This window comes from Pseudovibrio ascidiaceicola (assembly GCF_900114245.1).
GTDB lineage: Bacteria > Pseudomonadota > Alphaproteobacteria > Rhizobiales > Stappiaceae > Pseudovibrio > Pseudovibrio ascidiaceicola.
Map to the genome: position 1 here is coordinate 105,170 of NZ_FOSK01000015.1, position 18,161 is coordinate 123,330.

Below are 18,161 nucleotides of genomic sequence, written 5' to 3' on the forward strand. Positions count from 1 at the left end.
TGGTGGGTTAAACGGTTACTTCTTCTTACCGCCTTTGGGTTCGACATCATCGCCGAAGAAGTCCTTTTTCTTCTTTTTGCCGAGTGCGGCTTTCGCCTTTTCAGATCTGGTTTTTGGATACTCATCTTCCATCTTCAAAGCGGCTGCCTTGATCTTAGGAATAAGCGCCCAGGCTTCTTCAATCTTTTGGTCACGATGGAGCTGGCCAATCTCTACAATGAGTGCCTTAAATGCTTCTCTATTGTTAAAATACTGTTTAAGCGGCGCTCTTTCATTCGCTAGCTTCTGCTCTTCTTTTGCACTTTGAGCAATTTCTTTCGCTAGCTTCTGCTTTTCTTTTGCACTTTGAGCACTTTCCTTTGCCAGCTTTTGCTTTGTTATAACATTCTCGATCGCTTTCTCTCTATGACCTAGGTCAGCTTCAGCTGGCTCAAACTTTTTGTTTAAGCTAACCATAAGTTCGCAAGCCTTGTAGACAATCTGTTCCATATCCCAGATTTCTTTCTTAATGGCCTTGGCTTGCTTTTCTTCTTCACTCAGATGCTCATCAGAGTGTGCACGGCGTTCTGCTTCAGCAGCAGCCTGACGCTGTTGCATGGCAGCCAACTCGTCTTCGAAAGTTCCCTTCTTCTTCTTCCCAAGTGCCGCCTTAACTTTCTCGCCTCTTGACTTCGGAAAGCCACCTTCCATTTTCTGAACGGCCGCTTGCAGGAGTGGAATGAGGTCTCGAATTGGCTTGATATCTCCATCACCGATACACTTAGATATATCAGCTAAAAGCTTCCTCACTTCCGCAGCATCAAGAACAAATGCATTACGTTGTGACCGGGTTTTCAGATTCTGTTCTCTGGCCTCCAGATCAGCAAGCGATTGCTTAGCCATATCCATAATATGTCTAAAACCAGCCACTTCCTGTCGCGTCACTTCTGCTTGTGCGAGAGAATTATCAAGGCTATCGAAGTAGACCTCGACCTTTTCCAGCTCAGCTTCCCCCTTAGCATCCTCATCTCTGTAGTAGAAGTTTGAGGCTGTTAGCAGGCATTCCTTAAGATTGGCGATGGTGCCTTTGTAGAACGCTTTCTCACCTGCATCCTCGAACCGGCCAGACTTGTCCTCATACTTGGTAATCTCAGGATTGTAGGCTCTGATACGCTCCAGAAGGTCAGACTTCGCATTGAGTTCGCCTTCAATTGCATCAGTACCTTTCAGCTGCTCCATCTGCTCTCTGGCAGCCTGGAAGATGTTGTCCATGTCATCCAGGTCCTGATCAATAGCACGAAGGGCATTCTCGACGACCTTCCTGTCCATATTGCCAAGCTCAATGAGCCCTACGTTGAACATTTCGGAGTGTTCTTCGGCATCAGCATGGGTGTTCGCAAAATCCGTGTAGTGACCTTCCACATCGGGGTTCTCACGAGCCCACTTTTCAATCTGCTTCAACTGACCAAACTTGTCACGCACGGCCTGTTGTAATTCTGCCATACGGCCTGAAGCATCATTTTGCACACCACCTTCTCCGGCATCCGGCATGCCAAGCAAGGCACGCATTTTGCCAAGCGCAACTTCAACACCAGCCAGCAGATCTTCAGCCCCCTTCTTATCCTGATTGGACAGAACAACCTGATCCTGTGTGATAAGAGTAAAGGCCTCGTTGTTTGCCTTGTAAAACTCAGCAAATTCCTTGGGCTTTTTCTTAAGCTCTTCTTTGCGAGCCGCAAGATTGGCAAAAACGCTTTTAATGTTCTTGAGACGGAACTTCACGTCCGCACCAATACGTTGGATCTCAGCTGCCGCAGCATCAAACGCGTCCTGCATGTCGGCAATTTGGCTATTGAGTGCGTTCACCGCAGCAATGCTTACTGAGGTTTTTTTATCAGCCATAGCCACATTGAGCGCTTCAAGTGCTTTAGCCGCTAAGGTACGGGCTTGATCAAAGCCGCCAAGATCAACGCTCCATGCTTCAACCTCAGGCCGACGTTTCGCCAGATCCTGTAGTTTTCCAGTAGCTTCTTTCGCTTTGATGTTGATACCGGAAATGTCGTTATTGCGGATTTCCTGAGCTTTCGCGAAGAGTTGCTGCATCTGCACCAAACTGAACTTAGCTTGGGATACGTGTTGCTGAAGTTGCTCGCAATGCGCCTCTTTGTCTTCTCTCTTCTCCAGCGAACAGGCCAAACCGTCCTCATAACTTGACAAGGCGCCTTGATAGAGGGTGTCAAACTCTGGTCCATTCACATGCTGACAAATAGGACGCCAATTCGCATTGCTTGTATTGATAGCTGTCTTCAGACTTTCCAGATCTCCCCTCAACCGTGCCAGACGGTTCTCAAGCACATCACCTGCTGTTTCCTTCTCAGCGGAGATGATTTCATCTGTTTCAGCATCATTATGCCCTTGCGCGGTCAGACTGATTTTCTTCATGCGCATGTGCATGGTTCGGCTAGTCTCAATCAAACTATCAATCTTGGGCAGGGCTTTTTTTACATCTGAATCAAGCCAGAGATCCGTCGCCATTTTGTGCCCACCAGCCGCCGCATTCTTTGCAACCTGATAGGCATCTTCAAACTCAGTCACAGACTTTTTGGACCAACCTGTCTTGTCTTGTTTGTGGTCTTCTTCCAGCTTCTGTTGTAAGGCGAAGATTGCATCTTGCCGTTCCGCAAGTGCGATCTCCTCTCCAAACACATCATCGAGGAAATCAACGTCCTCCATTGCATGCGCACCCTTTGAAACCAGCCCGAACTCCACCTCATCCGCAGTGGCTTTCTTCGCAGTTTTGGCGTTCTTAGGCTCTTCAAAACACTTAGGCATGTTGCTGATGGCAGCCTTCATCTGTTCGATGGCTGTCTTGGCATCCGCAATACTGTTTTCAGAGATGAGTAGCTTGGCTTCCTGCCCCAGCGTCTCCACCATGGTCTGATAGCTCAGCAGGTCAGAGAGCTGTTCTTCATAGGGGATCTTATTACGCTGTTTATAATAGGTACCGGCTTCTTTAAGCAAATCAGAGACTTGCTGCACATAGCCATCCAGCCTGAGCGCGGTTGAAACACCACGATCAAGAGCATCACTCATGCCCTTCAAGCTAAGCTTTGCGTTGTCGAGGCAATCATTTGCAGCATCAATGTCTTCACCAACAGCCGCAAGTTCTGCTTCATTCAGATAGTCATCGGTTTTCTGCTCAAAATTCTCGAATATCTTGAGCTGTTCCTTGTCGATGATCAGATGGGCTTTTTCCGTAAGACTTCCGAACTCAACATAAGCCTGTGCCACCGCAACCTGAACGCCTTCTGCCGTATCAAGCGACACCTCAAGTGCCTCTGGCACTTCATCTCCGTAGGAGGAATCAGTATCGGCCTCGGAGGGATCAATACTGCAGACTTTAAGCATGGCATTCGCCCATGCATCGACCTGACTGGACTGTTTTTGAGTACCAGCAGTTTCATTCGAACCGGAAGGGATATCGGAACCAGCCATAACGGACCTCTTGGCGCACTAAAATACCTAAGTGCGGGATATCACCTACGCCATGAGATAATGTTTCACTAATCTCCCTCTATCGAGCGAATGTTTATTAAAAAGGAGATGTCGCGGAAATTGAGGATATTCTGCTGAACATACAGCGGTGCAGATCGCTCGAGTAGGATGCATTACATTTGCACCGAGCCTCCCAAGTGAGACCATTCCTGCTCAAAGCACATTACTCCCAGGCCACATCACGAAAATCTGCAAGAGCTTGTCGAAGAGATTCTCGGAAAAAGCAGGGAGTTACTTAAGAAAAATGCCAGCATTGCTGTATGCGTTCGCTGGCATTTTGGTATCTAAAACTAATTGAATTTGCGATTTTGGCATCAGTCAAACGGGAGAAGGTACTCCCACTATCAAAATCAAACTGAACCTAACCACCGAATTTCAGAGCATTAACGGCCGTCAGTGCACTTTCAGAGATTCCAGCTATAGGATTGCCAGCAAACAGCTGCACTGTCGGTGCCCCGCCGGTTCCATTTTGAGCATCGTATAGGATCACAAACTTTTTGACGAATTTTTCAACTTCCTCTGGATCCTGAAACTTCTTAATGTCAAATTTCTCATTAATTACCGCGGCTTGGTTATCAATGTCTGTGCCAACCATAGACTCAGACATACCTAGTACGGTCCGAACAACCTGATACAATGCTGGCGACCCAAGAATCTCGTAGGCGCTTGTTATGTTGCCACCCGTTCTCTGGAAGTTGAGAGCAAGCCTGACACCATCATTTTGCTCACCTTCTTCTTCTTCGAAATTAACTTGGATGTACTGTTCAACAATACCTTTAGTTCTTTCCGCCTCGCGTACTTCCAGATTATCTCGATATTTTGCGATTGTATCCTTCAGCTCTGCCGGTTTCTTCAACTCCTCAATATCGATGTTTTCATCAAACCAATCAATTCGCTCACTCTTCGGGCCATTAATGATATCTTCTGGGACATCAAACGCGACCGTTATAATTTCATATAAAGCAGGATCAGCCAGAATCTGTGTGGAGAAAAGTACATCCCTTGGCATTTTTAGCTGATAATATTTAGCCAACCGATCAACGTCGTCAATCTCTTGCCCCGGCGTGTTGGACCAGAGCGCCATTCTCCGATCCAAAGCTTTACTGTCCCAATCAAACTTTCCTTTGATCGTGCCATCTTTGTTAAATGGGAACGCTTCTGCTAGTTCTCTGAAGCGTTTATCATTGAGCGTATTAGCGAGCGCCTTGGGGTCTTCAGTGCCTTCGACAAGAGCTTTCCGGACCATGCCCTTTGCGTAGGACATGTCCTCCAAACCCATTGTTTTCATTACAAAGGTGTAAAGCCGATAATCGTTGAGCAGGTCATCAACCGTCTCGACCTTGCTAAAATTTTCTTCATAGTATTGGACTTCACGGGCAATTATTGGATCTTTGGCTGTTCGATCCTTTGCACCAGGCAAATCCCGATTAAGCATTGAGAAACGAAGGTTAGTATCCATTGAATTGAACCCGATTACATAAAAACAGTTTGGGGTAGTCTGACTCGGTTGTCTTGTCTGAACCTGATGAACCTTAGTGCGGATATTCTCAACGCGTTGGTTTATTTAAGCTGTTGTAATGATTGTTCTTCAGGCGGCAAGCACGAGCCATGCAGAGTTCGGTCCTGCGCGGTACCCAGCCTTATAACCTGCTTTTTGGGAGCGCCTTGTGGTGTTTCGATAATTGTTGGAGAATCGCCTCACATCCCCGAACTCCTTCTCCCTCAAAAAAAGACCCCCGCCAACTCAAGCGAGGGTCGTGAGAGTTTTTCTGCCCGGGATGTGCCTCATACCGAGTTGGAGGGACGTTTTGCTTTGGCTGTTTGTTGTTATCAGGCACCACTGGGGCGGTGCCTGATGTCTTTTTATTGGCGCATTCTTTTTCCGAGAACCGGAGGTGTTCGGTTAGCCCATTTTTTCTATACGCGCGGGGAGAGCCTGGCGGGCAATGCTGCCGACGACGGGGTCGGCGAGCAGGGCCGGGCGTTTGCTGGTTGGGTCGGTATAACCCAGATCATTGCTGTTGGTGCCGAGGCCCCGGTTGGAATGACCTTCCAGAATGACCTTGCCGATCTTGTGGGTGCGAGCGCCCAGTTCGCGGTGGCCGTAGCCGTGCTCGATGCCAATCGCGCCCCGTGCGATGCCATGGCGAACGAAGGCTTGCCCGCTGATGCGATTGCTTGGGGAGATGACGGTGATCCAATCTCCGGTTTTGATGGAAAGCTGGTCCGCATCCACCGTGTTTATAGCGATGGCGTTGGAGAGTTTGAGATCATCCAAATACGGATTGCCTCCGGTGCTGGAAGAACGTAGTTGAGATTTGGTGCTGACAACGCGGAACGGCCACAGATCCGGCGGGAAGGCTTTGTCCACCTTTGTGCCGTCGGCAAAGCTTGGCGCCTGCCAAGTGGGGCAGCCAACAAACTTTTTGCCGGTCATGGAGTTGCGCGCCATGCCCACGGTTTCGTTCCAGATCTGAATACCTTTTTTGTAGGAACGAGCGAAGGTCTCTCCCTTGTAGGTTTTCACCGCGTCTTCATAACGGCCGCCTCTGTTGTAAACATACGCAACACGACGCCATTCATCTGGCTTCAGGGTGCTTTCCAAGTCCGCTCGGATACGATCCACGCCGGTGATCGTCATGTCGGTATCATCACTTTCCGGCACTGCGCCGCCATCAAATGCCACGTTAGCCCCAGCACGCATCCAGAAATCCTCTGAACGGTGCAGCGGGTGCAGGTTACCGTCGGCATCCGGGATGGCTTTTTCTCCAAAGCCCGGCAACTCCATGCGTTTGGCCACGTCGATGAAGAAGTTGTCCATGTCCATGTGGCGGCCATCTGGTGTTTTGCCAGTCTGGCAATCCACCACCGGCCAGCGGGCCGTTGAGACCTTGGTTGGCACACCGCCCCAGGCAGACGCCCAGCCCCATGCCTCGTAGAACACACGGTCCGGCACGATATAATCTGCAAAACGAGAAGTTTCGTTGATGAACGGGTCAATGGCGATGAACAGCGGCAAGCGCTTGGTGTCTTTGATCTTCTCTTTGACGTCGTTTTCCATGCCCGCAACACCGTAGACCGGGTTGGAGGACCATGTGATCACGGCTTTGGCTTTGTAAGGATACCCTTCCAACACAGAGGTGAGCCATTGCGCACCCATGGGTTGGGTAAAGGAATGCCATGGCGCCTGTGCCGGATATGGGCTTTTGCCGTCGGCAATCAAGCGATTGAATTCGCTGGTTTTCTCGTAAGCAAAGCCACCGCGGCCTGCATCAACGCCTTTCACCTTCACCTTGCCGGGGAAGGCGAGCAGGTTGTAGCGTGGACCTTTCTGCACATCTTTGAAGCGACCGCCACCAGCTGTGGTGCCGCCTTTGGCGTTGAGGTTGCCCACCAGCGCGTTGAGCATGACGATGGCATAGGCGGTATAAAAGCCTGCTGCATGCATGGTGCCGCCGTGGCAATCGGCAGCTGCCTGTTTGCCAACGCTGGTGAAGTCGCGTGCCAAGGAGATGATACGCTCTTCCGACACGCCGCAATCTGCAGAATATTCGGCGAGTGTTTTACGCAGTGCCTCCCGGCGCAGCAAGCTGAGGCTGGTGGCTACGGGCACAGTAGAACCATCCAGAAGTCTCACGGTTCCCTGATGGAACAGTGTGGCAGGGCGGCCCTTTGCAGGAGAAAGCTCTCCGGTTTGCGCATCAAGGCACATTGGTGCTTTTTGAGCATCTTCTTCCAGGTCAGCTGTTACCATTCCTTGCCGCAGGAATGAGCCGCCTTTTGGATGCTCAGGATCATCAATGACCAGATGCGTTGCATTGGACCAACTGGCCTCCCCTGCCGTCTGAGCTGCTGCGCCGGACGGTTGAGCCAGAAACTTGGCGTCGTATCGTTCGTTTTCCATAATCCAGCGGATCATGCCCATCACCAGCGCCCCGTCGGTGCCCGGTCTGATCGGAACCCATGTGTTGTCTTTGCCAAACGCATGGTTTTGAGAGTTGGTGAGAACAGGATCCACCACCGCATATTTGACCCCGTCACGCCCACGGGCAGCACCCATCAGCGTGCCTTGCAGCTTATAGGGATTGCCTGCATTGCCGGGGGCGGTGCCGATGAACAGCATGTACTTGGCATGACGATAGTCCGGCTTCAGGTGTGGCTGTTTCTTCAGGTTGTCCAACATGGCCGCATAGCCAGCCCGCATGGACAGGCCGCAGTAGGAGCGGTGCCCCACAAAGTTGCGGGTGCCGTAAGCCATTTTGGCAAAGCGAGCTGCCATCATCAGGCGACCGTTTTTGAAGACCGGGATCACCACAAGCTGGTTGGCTTTTGGGCCGTATTCTGGATTTTCCGGATCAAGCGGTGTCTTTAGATCGCGGATGGCACGTAGACCTTCTACAGGGCCTTCACCAAACAGGTCGCCGCCCTCAACGGTCTCCTCAATCAGCTGATCCCAGGAGATTTCCTTCCACTGGCCGCTGCCGCGTTCTCCCACGCGTTTCATCGGCTTGAGAATGCGTTCCTTGCTGTTTTGCTTGGCAATGGCTGCATTGCCGCGACCGCAAGCGGTGGAGCGTCCGGCAAGGCCTTGCTCACCATAGGCAGACAGGCCAGTGATCGCCTCTTTAATTGGCGTGTCATATGGAATATGCGGATTGGTGGAGAGTGGGCTGTAGGGGTTACCGGTTGCGCGCAGAATGTCGCCAGAGGCTTTGTCCACCCGCACACGGATACCGCAAACACTGGTACAGCCCATGCACATTGTGTAGCCGACCCGCTGATCAGGATTGAGGATCACCTCTCCTGTTGCTGGATCAACCTTATACTCTGGCGGCAAAGCGCCCCCTGCAATGCCTTTGGCTTGCGCTGTACCCATTACACCTTGGTAAAAATTTTTGCCTGTTTCAGCAAAGCCCCAGAAGGCAGCGCCAGCTGCGCCAAGAGCGGTTGCGCCTTGAAGAACACCACGGCGAGAAATAGTCATAACTGGCTCTCCTTAGGCTTGAGTTTGCTTGCTGGCACGCACGGCCAGAAGGTTGATGAGAAGCGTCACGAAGATAAGGCTGAGGATCAGCAGGCCAGCAGACCCAGCCAGCGTGCGCAGAGCATCCTGAGACAGGGCGGCCTCATGACCGTAAAATGCAGTCTCGGTTTTGGACATGAGCTGCGCGCCGTTGAAGGTGGACCAGCGGAAGGCCAATGCACCAAACACAGCCAGTGCTCCACTCACACCGCGCAGCAGCAAAGAGGCCTTTGCACTCACGGCCAGAACAACTGGCACGACGACACCCGCAATGATGAACCCACCGAACAAGCCAACAGGTGCATAGTCTGCCGCCAGAGTTGAGAGGTTGGTGTCGGTCAGCATCCAGAGGCCAAACGCGACCAGAGTGGCTGCACCTGTGACCACCAGCATGTAACGGCCTTCACCCTTTTCGCCATTCAGGCTGTCAATGATCATGGTGGCACCAGCACCACTCATCAAGGCAGTCAAAATGAGCACAACAGGGAAGCCAAGCGTGTTCCACACAGGGCGTGCAGCAACCACACTCATTTCACCGGCGGTGTACCCTAAAATGCAGAGCGCCAGAGCACCGACAATCATGGTCAGCATGCGCTCGCCGCCGCACATGGGTGCGTTGCCACGACGGCCTGTCATGAACGCCAACAGAAGTGTGGAGACGATAAACAGCGGCAGGAACCAGCTGCCCCACCACATGATGGAACCAGGTGCTGAGCCGAGGTAGAAGTGCATAAAACGTGCAGGCTGGTGCAGGTCGGCCAGCAGTGGCAAACCAGAGGCAAGCGCAAAACTGGCGGCTACAATTAGTGCGCCTTTGGCTTCTGCAATGCGCACAAGACGAGCATAAGCCAGCAGCAAGGCAGCGCCTGCCCCTGTTCCCACCAGCAAGAAGTAAGCGACCGCCCAAGGCCGCCAAACGGCTTCATGGTCAAAAGACATCAGATCGACAGCAGGCATAACTCACACCTCCCCATGTGCAGACGTTTCAAGACCTTGGCGCAGATCACGCGCACCGCCACCAACCGCAACAGTTGAGGCGAGCCTGTCATCCAGCCCGATGTAATAGACGTTTGGTCCTGTCTTGAATTCCGGGCGCAGGCCCTTGGTTTCATGCTGCGCCATCAGCTTGCGGATTTCGCTCTCCGGATCGTTGAGGTCACCAAACACGCGGGCATTGCCAACGCAGGTTTCAACGCAGGCAGGCAGCAAGCCAACAGAGGTGCGATGCACACAAAACGTGCACTTATCTGCAACGCCGGTTTTGTGGTTGATGAAGCGCGCTTCATAAGGGCAGGCCTGCACGCAGTAGCCACAGGCCACGCATTGCTCAGCATCCACCACCACAGCACCCTCCTCGGTTTTGAAGGTCGCATTGACCGGACACACCGGAATGCACGGTGGCTCATCACAGTGGTTACACAAGCGCGGCAGCACGGCCTGACTGGGGCCATTAGGTCCATCCAGCTCGTACACTGGCACAGCGGTGCGGTGCTGGCCTTCCGGCACATCGTTTTCAATGGTGCAGGCCACGGTACAGGCCTGACAGCCGATGCATTTGCGCAGATCCACCAGCATGCCCCAGCGCTTGGGCTTTGCCTGAGCGCTTGCAGCTGCCGGCGCCGCCACAGCAGCCGTTGAGCCTGCCATGGCCAGTTTGAGGAACTCACGTCTTGAATTCATGTCTCCCCCCGGAGTGTCACGGTTTGGGTTGTTCCCAAGCTACCGGGAGGCCAGCAACAAAAATATTGGGGAGGTTATCTGCGGGTTTAGGGGAGTTCCCCTAGATGGGGCGGGGCATAACCAGAGACCAAGCCCTTAGTCATCACAGATGCGCGTCTCATTCGTCCATAGGAGAGTGGCAGATAAGCATGCTGCACAAGCAAAATGATCGTGGTGAACAAAGGAAAACAATAATGCCCGCTATCAATCTTAATGCTGCCTGGCAGGCCGTGCCTGCAGGCGTTTGGCAACCTCAACATCGGGTCTCTGGTGTATGGACGGACATCAATCGCGAAACATCCATTACTTCCATCCCGTTGGTGCGATCCGCACCGGGAGGTGGCGAACGCCCAATCTCTGGACGTTTTACCGCGCCTGAAGCCTCAACCTATCAGGCACGTGTCTCTCCCCTCTCGCCCAACCCTGTGCGTCTGAACCCGGTCTAACCTCTTGAACGAGCGAAGCTGTATTTTTTTACGCAGCTTCGCTTCAGGCAAATTGCATCATAAGGCCGTCGCTCTTATACAGATCAGACATTTTTTCAGGCTCTTCTTTTTCCCAAAGGCGACTCATTTGAGCATATTGATTATTGCCGTTTCCGGCATATTTGCGGGTCTTTTATCTGGCATTGTTGGTACAGGATCATCAATCATCCTATTGCCTATTCTGGTGGCTGTGTTTGGCACCAAAGCGGCCATTCCCATCATGGCGATTGCAGCACTCATCGCCAATTGTGGGCGCGTGATTGTGTGGTGGAGCGAGATCAACTGGCGTGCCGTGTTTTTCTATGCCGTGCCCAGCATTCCCATGGCAGCCCTTGGGGCGAACCTGCTGATTGCCATACCGGAATCCATTGGCAGCACCATCCTTGGCCTGTTCTTTCTTGTGCTCATACCGGTGCGCTATCTGCTGCGTTCCAAAAACATCGGCTCCACGCCAAGCCACCTTATGCTTGGCGGAACGCTTATCGGGTTCATCACCGGATTGGTCGCCTCCTCTGGTCCGTTGAGCCTTGCGGTGTTTTCCTCCTTCGGTCTCGTCAAAAGCGCGTTGATCGCGACAGAAGCGGCGGCATCCTTGTTCGTGTTCGGCTCCAAGGCCGCGACCTTCAGCTATCTCAATGTCATGAGCACAGACATCCTCATTGGCGGGGCGTTGGTGGGCGGGTCCATCACCCTCGGCACATATGCAGCCAAAGCGATCCTGAACAAGCTCAGTTCCAAGCATCATGACCGGATGATTGATCTGGTTTTGGCGGGCTCTGGCATCTCCATGATTATGCCTTGAATATTGCAGGTAGCACCCTACAATCAGCACAATTATAGGTTTACTATCCCTGCTCTTTCAGGCTCTGAATTCCATTGAGATATCGCGATGCTTCCTGCTGACTATATTGACCTTTATTGCGAGAGAACTGCACCGGGCTTCTGGAATGAGCCGCTGAACGCTCTCAGCAATCTCAGCTTTATTGTGGCTGCTCTGGTTGCGCTTTATCTGGTGCGCAAGCGGGGCAAATCGGGCATCGCAGAGCTAGTGCTTATCGCCCTTGCAGCGGCCATTGGCATTGGCTCATTCCTGTTTCATACATTTGCAAACACATGGTCAGAGTTGGCGGACGTTGTCCCGATCTGGAGTTTTGTCGCCTTCTACATCATCATGGTGATCTATCGTGCAACCGGCGAAAACCTGTTCCGCACGTTGCGCGCCAGTGCCATTGCAGTGGGCATCACAGCAGCCATTTTCTGGTTCAGCTCGGATGCTGTATTGACGGATATTGATGCTGGTCCTGATCCCTTCAACGGCTCCCTGCAATACCTGCCCGCAATGGTCGCCCTGCTTATCGCAACCCTGCTGATGCACCTGCGCAAGCACCCGGCCCGGGCCTATATCACGCTCGCTACAGCGACCTTTGCGATCTCTTTGATGTTCCGAACCGTGGACATGGCCCTCTGCTTTTCCGTCGCCTTCGGCACCCACTTCATGTGGCATCTGCTCAACGGCCTGATGATCGGCTTCCTCCTCGCGGCGCTGGTTCTCAAGATGCCACCACAAGGGCAGGCTCGATGATCCAGACCAGCGACTACATTGCAAACTGGGAGAACTCACCACTCGCTGAACTTGGGCTCACACCGTGGGCAATGACGACAATCGCTGCAATCAGCATAACAGATCTGCAAAGAGGTGACGCGGAAACCGAGGGCCTGCCCCAACACGCCCTCGGCAATAGGGCTGTTGCAAGCCCTCCCCCGCGTCCTTTTACTTGCTGCGCAGGCTCATGCGACCCATGACGTCGTGGCCGTCCCAATACTTGTGCTTGAGAACAGCAGCCACGTGAACGGCAACCAACGCCAGCAAGGACCATGCAAGCAGCTCATGCGCCGTTGCCGTGGTATCTTCCAGATTGATGCCAGCAAGGGTTTCCATTGTTGGGAAAATCTTTGGCATTGCAATGGTGAACCACTTTACGCCGTGCCCGCCAAAATCAACCTCGGCCCACGCCACCAGCATGGTGACGAGCGGCAGAAGATACAGGCCCAGGTGACCAAGATGGGAGCCGATTTTTTCCCATGAAGTCAGCCCCGCAGGCAAAGCAGGTGGTGTGTTGAGCAGGCGGATAACCACGCGCAGCAGCAACAGGCCTAGAAGAGTCACACCCATAGAAATGTGAAGGTCAAACAGGCTCTCTTCCAGCGGTGTATCTTCCAGAGAGTCCAGCTTCATGATGTATCCGGTCACCCACATGGATAGAAAGCCAAGGGCCATCAGCCAGTGAAGGATGCGGGCGGAGCGCACATATTGTTGATCAGTCATAGTTTCTGCCAGTTCTTCTTATGGCAGCAACTTGTTGTTTGCAGTTTGCTTCAGGCGCGTCTTACACGCCGCCTGGTTGCCGCCTCGTAACCCCGGCACCTCACCACGCGATCCTGAAGTTAACCTGAAACTTTGAGTTAAGTTTGGGGGATGGGTTTAAGAGTTTACCCCACAACACCGGCCAGAGCCCGTGGCACGGTCAGCGCTTTGGGTGAGTTGGTAGACGTCGACGAGGGTTTGCACTTCCAGTTTGGTGAGGACGTTGTGGCGGTGGATCTCTACAGTTTTAACGCTGAGACCTAACGCATTGGCAATGCTTTTGTTTTGCAGGCCTTGAGCCAGATAGCCCATCACCTCGCGTTCGCGATTAGTCAGGCGGTCTACCTTCACTTTGGCTTGCGCTGTCAGGCAACACTGGCTGGCGCGGTTTCGGGTCTCCGTAATCAAGTCCTGCAGTTTGTCGAGCAGGCTTTGCTCGTCAAACGGTTTCTCCAACACATCAACGGCTCCAAGGCTCATGGCACGTACGCCATCACGCAGGTTGGCAAAGGCGGATATGACAATCACCGGCAAGTGCTGGCCGGAAGCACGCAGCTTCTCCAGCAGCCCAAGGCCACTGGTGCCGGGAATGCGCATGTCGGTGATGATAACACCGACGCAAGGACGTAGGTCAGAGTTCAGGAAGTCATCGGCACGCTCAAAATCAACGGCCTTCAACCCGACGGACTCCACCAGACACACCAGCGCTTCCCGCATGGCGTCATCGTCATCAATGATGATGATGACAGGTTCGGCCTCAGGTCCGTAAAGCAGTTTAACGGGTTGCTGTGTCATGGTTTTCCTCTGTTTGCGAGCGGCTCAGCAGCAGTCTCACTGTTGCGCATGTACCTGCTTCAGGCATCGGTTTCAGGGTCAAATCCCCGTCGTGGCTATCAACAATGCTCAGCGCAGTCGCCAGTCCCAACCCCAGACTGCCCTTGCTGGAATAGAACGGCTCAAACACCTTCTCCTCCAGCTCTTTTGGAATGCCAACACCTTGATCGCACACCCTCAGTTCGCAGGTTTCTGCTGTATGGTCCAGCTGAATGGAGATCACTCCATCCTCAAGGCCAGCTTCCACCGTGGCATCAAGCGCGTTTTGCAGCAGAACCACCATAACCTGCCGCAGCTGCACATCATCACAGCAAACGAACACAGGCTCTTGCGGTGGGTCCCATTGCAGCTGACAGGCATGCTTGGCGGCAAAGGTGCGCATGAGCATCACCGTTTCATCCACCAAATCGCGCAGGTCCACACGCCGCCGCGCTTCTGGCTGTTTATTGAGAAAGCTGCGCATGGAGTTGATGAAGTCAGAAGCCCGATTGGCTTGCTCTGAGATGCGGGTGAGTTGCTTTTGCAGTGTTTCCTCATCCGCCGTGCCACGGTCCAACCGCTGCCGCAAGCTATGGGCGAAAGTGGAGATGGCGCCAAGCGGTTGCTTGAGATCATGCGCCAGACTGCCTGCAAGGATGTTCATGGAAGACACACGCCCCGCATGGGCCAGCTCACTCTCCAGCATCAGGTTGCGTTGCAGAGCGTTGGCCAGTTTGTCACTGGCTGTTTCCAGCTGGCGTGAGCGGCGGCGGACCAGAAACTCCACATGCCCGACATGCAGCAGAAAGGCTCCACTGAGCAGAATGATAACACCAAGCAGAAAGTAGTTCCGCTCCACCCAGTCTTTCAGGATTTGCCGCAGGTTTTTGTTGTAGGGGTAGAGCGCCAAATCGCGGTAGACCCGCTCAACCGCAGCATAGGAAACCGGTGCGATCCAGTTGGCGTGGCCGAGCCATTCATCCGTGCAGGCACCGTCCGGCATGGATAGCAGCGCCTGCGTAATGCGCGTTGCCAGCTGAGGCGAGACGCCGGGCACCTTCAAAAACGCCCAACCCGGATAAAGCTCTGTGGTTCTGGCACAAGCAAACTCCGGGTCATACTGCTGACCCAACACACGGATTTGCGTTTGATCCAGCTTGCCAGCCGCACTCATGCTCTCCAAAAGGCAAGCGCGAACAATGCCGATCTGCACGTCTCCCTTGACGACCGCCTCCACCACCGTTTGCTGCGGAAAGCCCAGAGGTTTAACGCGCAAGTCAGACTCAGTGCCAAGGCTTTGCTGCAGGCTGTGTTTGGCTGCGAGATATCCGCCGAAAGCTTCTGTGGAGACCACGCCCGCGCTCGCGCCTTTCAGCTCAGTCAACCCACCAATGCCGCTATCAGCTCGCGTGAAAATCACCGACCCGAGATCCTGCATCTCGCTTTTGTTAACGTGAGAGCGTGCGCTGGCAATGCGGCTAACGCCCGCAATCCGTTCCAGCTGAAACGAGTGGCCCGGATTGGTGATGATGAAATCCAGTTGGTCTGCCTGCTCAGCAATTTGTTGAAGCGTCAGAGGCAGATAGGAGAACTCCACATCCGGCAGTTCACGTTGCAGATGCTCAATGGTCGGCGCCCATGTACGCTGAGTTTCCAAGCTGCCACGATAGGAAAGGATGCCGACGCGCACCATTTCAGATTGCGCGAACACCGGGCTTGCCGCCAGCTGGTTTGCAACCAACACAGCAAGAAAAAGAGCAACACAAACAATGCGCTGAAGAAAGCCTCGCATGCAGCAATTCCTAGGCTCAACGTATATTAGATAATCCGAAACAAACAGTGATCCCACTCGATTGCAATAGGTATTTCACCTAGGGCGACGAAGCGTGGCAGCCCAGGCCTCTTCTGCATTTACTTGAGGCCTGCCCTGTAGTTTACTCAGGGGAATGAACCATTCACCTCTACTGATTTTGAACGCTCTGTCATTGACTGCAATTTATTGGGATCAGGATACCATATGATCGGCTATATCACTTTGGGTACCAACGATTTAGACCGCGCTTGCGCGTTTTACGACGCCATTTTGGGGAAGATGGGCGCAACACGAGTCTTTGAAAACAACCGGCTTTATGCCTGGAGCTTTGGCGAGGGCAAACCGCTCATCGTCCTCAACACTCCATATGACGGTCAGGACGCATCCATCGGCAACGGCACCATGGTGGCTTTGCGGGTGGAAGACCGCGAAACCGTCGAGACGCTGCATACACTTGCTCTACAACTGGGCGGCAAAGATGAAGGTCCTCCCGGCCCGCGTGGTGAGGCGTTTTATGGGGCTTATTGCCGTGATCTGGATGGCAACAAACTCAACTTCCACTGCTAGCTGAACCCAGATGTATCACATAGCACAAAAGGCTTGGCGAACTTGCCTATAAGTGGCATTTGAATAAGACATGCTTTCAAATGCTATTGAGGATATTTGCCAATGTTCCGCTCTCTTCTTCTCACCGCAACCTGTGCAATCTCACTGCTCACACCTCTTGGCGCACAGGCGGACGAAGGAGAGGACGCCTTTGTTGAAGCCAACATCCTGTCGATCTTCTACCACGAGGTTGGCCATGCGGTGATTGACCAGATGCAGGTGCCAATCTTCGGACAGGAAGAAGACGCGGCGGACGTGCTCTCCGTGCTGATGATTGATTGGCTCTACGAGGAAGAGGCCGCACAGGAACTCGCAGTTAACAGCGCATTTGGCTACATCAACGAACCCGATGGGGAGGAAGAAGTGGCGTGGTGGGATCTGCATGGGCCAGATCAGCAACGCTACTACAATCACGTCTGCCTGTTTTATGGTGCAGACCCGGATAACCGTGCAGGGCTGGCCGAAGATCTGGATCTACCGGAAGACCGGGCGGAGATGTGCCCTGTAGAATACGAGCAAGCGGCCAACAGTTGGGGCGCTGTGTTTGATGAGATGACACCAAACTCCGGTGTCGCAATGACTTTTCATGCCGGGACTGGCGCGGACGCCGAGGTCATCAATCAAGTACTTTCTGAGGAAGTTAAAAGCCTGAAAGACGACATGTCTCTGCCCAACGAGGTCATTGTGAAGGTGGAAAGCTGTGGTGAGCCGAACGCGTTTTACGATCCTGAGGAGGTTTCCATCTCGTTCTGCACCGAGTTCATTCCGCACCTGAGATCACTCTATCAGTCCAATTTGCAGAACTGATGCGCTAGATCGCGAGTTGAAAGCAACTGCGGCTTTTCAGGTGCAATGTTCCACATCCGCAAGGATGGCTTCAATCACCTCTTTGGCCGCACGTTGCTCCTCTGCGATGCTGTCTTGTTTAGCGTAATAAAGCGTGCGAATTGCCTTCCAGAGCGCCCAGCCCATAGCGCGGTTCCATGTCCCCTGATTAATATTGACAGTAGTTTTGAAAATTTCGCGATTGACGCCAGAAAAGAATTTCCAGGCAATAACCAAATCGCAGGCCGAGTCACCAACCGTGCATAAGCCGAAATCGATGACGGCACTAAGTCGGCCATTTTGTGTGAGGATATTCCCTGTTGAAAGATCTCCCTGCACCCAAACTGCGGGCTTCGTCCATTTGGTTTGGAGGGCCCTCTCCCAGATCATCAGCGCTGTTTTGGCGTCAATATCGTCGGTTACGCCAGCAAGACAAAAGCGTGTCTCCTCATCATAAACACTGAGGTCGCCACCACGGTGGCAGTTGTGATCTCCAGCTTCCGGCGCCCCTGTGGTATCGGCGGCCCAGAGCGCATGCAGGAAGGCCGCGAGATCTCTCGCAAACTCGTTCATATCACGGACAGAATGATCAGAGGCTGTCTCACCCTCGATCCAGCGATAGACTGACCACGGATATGGGTAATCTGCAGTGGGTTTGCCAAGAGCAACAGGCTCAGGAATGGCTACGGGCAGCTGATTTGCCAGTTTCGGCAGCCAGTTAAACTCCTTTTCGACCTGCGGAACATAACCCGCAGCAGACGGCAAACGCACCTTCAGCTCGTTGCCAAGGCGGAAGGTGTTGTTGTCCCAGCCGTCCTGCTCAACACGTCTGACAGACAGGTCCCTCCACTCGGGGAACTGCTCATCAAGCATCTTGCGCACCACTTCGGGCGCTATCATCAGACGGCCATCACTCATTGAAACTCGCAATCACTTATCAAAATCAGCAATAAAAAAGGCGCGGTCGAGACCGCACCT

The 18,161-nt window shown here is 53.1% G+C and carries 14 protein-coding genes; 5 read left to right on the forward strand and 9 right to left on the reverse strand.

Annotation, left to right across the window (positions count from 1 at the left end; genetic code table 11):
• Positions 1 to 15 precede the first annotated feature (15 nt).
• The 5 genes from BM231_RS22875 to dsrO all read right to left on the reverse strand — a co-directional run bounded on the left by BM231_RS22875 (position 16) and on the right by dsrO (position 10,237).
• Positions 16 to 3,474 carry a hypothetical protein gene (locus BM231_RS22875; RefSeq protein ID WP_093523204.1) on the reverse strand — a complete coding sequence of 1,153 codons (3,459 nt, stop codon included), beginning with the start codon at positions 3,472 to 3,474 and terminating at the stop codon, positions 16 to 18.
• Positions 3,475 to 3,895: 421 nt separating this feature from the next.
• The gene (locus BM231_RS22880; protein WP_093523206.1) at positions 3,896 to 4,993 is read right to left on the reverse strand and encodes a DUF1217 domain-containing protein; all 1,098 of its coding nucleotides are present in this window, start codon (positions 4,991 to 4,993) and stop codon (positions 3,896 to 3,898) included.
• A 444-nt stretch (positions 4,994 to 5,437) separates the two neighbouring features.
• Positions 5,438 to 8,518, reverse strand: coding sequence for a molybdopterin-dependent oxidoreductase (locus tag BM231_RS22885; RefSeq protein WP_093523208.1), 3,081 nt, complete (start codon positions 8,516 to 8,518; stop codon positions 5,438 to 5,440).
• 12 nt (positions 8,519 to 8,530) lie between these two features.
• Entirely contained in the window at positions 8,531 to 9,514 is a 984-nt protein-coding gene (gene nrfD / locus BM231_RS22890) for an NrfD/PsrC family molybdoenzyme membrane anchor subunit (protein ID WP_093523210.1), read from the reverse strand.
• 3 nt (positions 9,515 to 9,517) lie between these two features.
• A complete protein-coding gene (gene dsrO, locus BM231_RS22895; RefSeq protein WP_093523212.1) occupies positions 9,518 to 10,237 on the reverse strand; it encodes a sulfate reduction electron transfer complex DsrMKJOP subunit DsrO in 720 nt (239 codons plus the stop codon).
• Between the two features lie 233 nt (positions 10,238 to 10,470).
• On the opposite strand from dsrO, the gene BM231_RS22900 reads away from it, so the two are divergent.
• From BM231_RS22900 to BM231_RS22910, 3 genes are all read left to right on the forward strand, one after another.
• Complete coding sequence (locus BM231_RS22900; protein WP_109314095.1) at positions 10,471 to 10,722, forward strand: hypothetical protein; 252 nt, start codon at positions 10,471 to 10,473, stop codon at positions 10,720 to 10,722.
• A 127-nt stretch (positions 10,723 to 10,849) separates the two neighbouring features.
• Positions 10,850 to 11,563 (forward strand): sulfite exporter TauE/SafE family protein, encoded by a 714-nt coding sequence (locus tag BM231_RS22905; protein ID WP_159437992.1) that lies wholly within the window; start codon positions 10,850 to 10,852, stop codon positions 11,561 to 11,563.
• 87 nt (positions 11,564 to 11,650) lie between these two features.
• Positions 11,651 to 12,343: a ceramidase domain-containing protein gene (locus BM231_RS22910; RefSeq protein WP_093523215.1), complete on the forward strand. Its 693-nt coding sequence runs from the start codon at positions 11,651 to 11,653 to the stop codon at positions 12,341 to 12,343.
• A gap of 189 nt (positions 12,344 to 12,532) precedes the next feature.
• Here BM231_RS22910 and BM231_RS22915 read toward each other — a convergent pair whose 3' ends face one another.
• The 3 genes from BM231_RS22915 to BM231_RS22925 form a co-directional block, all read right to left on the reverse strand.
• Positions 12,533 to 13,087, reverse strand: a complete 555-nt coding sequence (locus BM231_RS22915) for a cytochrome b (RefSeq protein ID WP_093523216.1) — start codon at positions 13,085 to 13,087, stop codon at positions 12,533 to 12,535.
• 156 nt (positions 13,088 to 13,243) lie between these two features.
• Positions 13,244 to 13,921 (reverse strand): response regulator transcription factor, encoded by a 678-nt coding sequence (locus BM231_RS22920; protein WP_093523218.1) that lies wholly within the window; start codon positions 13,919 to 13,921, stop codon positions 13,244 to 13,246.
• Positions 13,902 to 15,731, reverse strand: coding sequence for a sensor histidine kinase (locus BM231_RS22925; RefSeq protein WP_093523220.1), 1,830 nt, complete (start codon positions 15,729 to 15,731; stop codon positions 13,902 to 13,904). The genes BM231_RS22920 and BM231_RS22925 overlap by 20 nt, the downstream gene beginning before the upstream one ends.
• Before the next feature lie 225 nt (positions 15,732 to 15,956).
• Between BM231_RS22925 and BM231_RS22930 the strand changes: the two genes are divergently transcribed.
• On the forward strand, positions 15,957 to 16,319 hold the full coding sequence (locus BM231_RS22930; protein WP_063302175.1) for a VOC family protein: 363 nt from the start codon (positions 15,957 to 15,959) through the stop codon (positions 16,317 to 16,319).
• Positions 16,320 to 16,421: 102 nt separating this feature from the next.
• A complete protein-coding gene (locus tag BM231_RS22935; RefSeq protein WP_093523222.1) occupies positions 16,422 to 17,165 on the forward strand; it encodes a DUF4344 domain-containing metallopeptidase in 744 nt (247 codons plus the stop codon).
• A gap of 36 nt (positions 17,166 to 17,201) precedes the next feature.
• Here BM231_RS22935 and BM231_RS22940 read toward each other — a convergent pair whose 3' ends face one another.
• Positions 17,202 to 18,101: an aminoglycoside phosphotransferase family protein gene (locus tag BM231_RS22940; protein ID WP_093523224.1), complete on the reverse strand. Its 900-nt coding sequence runs from the start codon at positions 18,099 to 18,101 to the stop codon at positions 17,202 to 17,204.
• Positions 18,102 to 18,161: the final 60 nt, after the last annotated feature.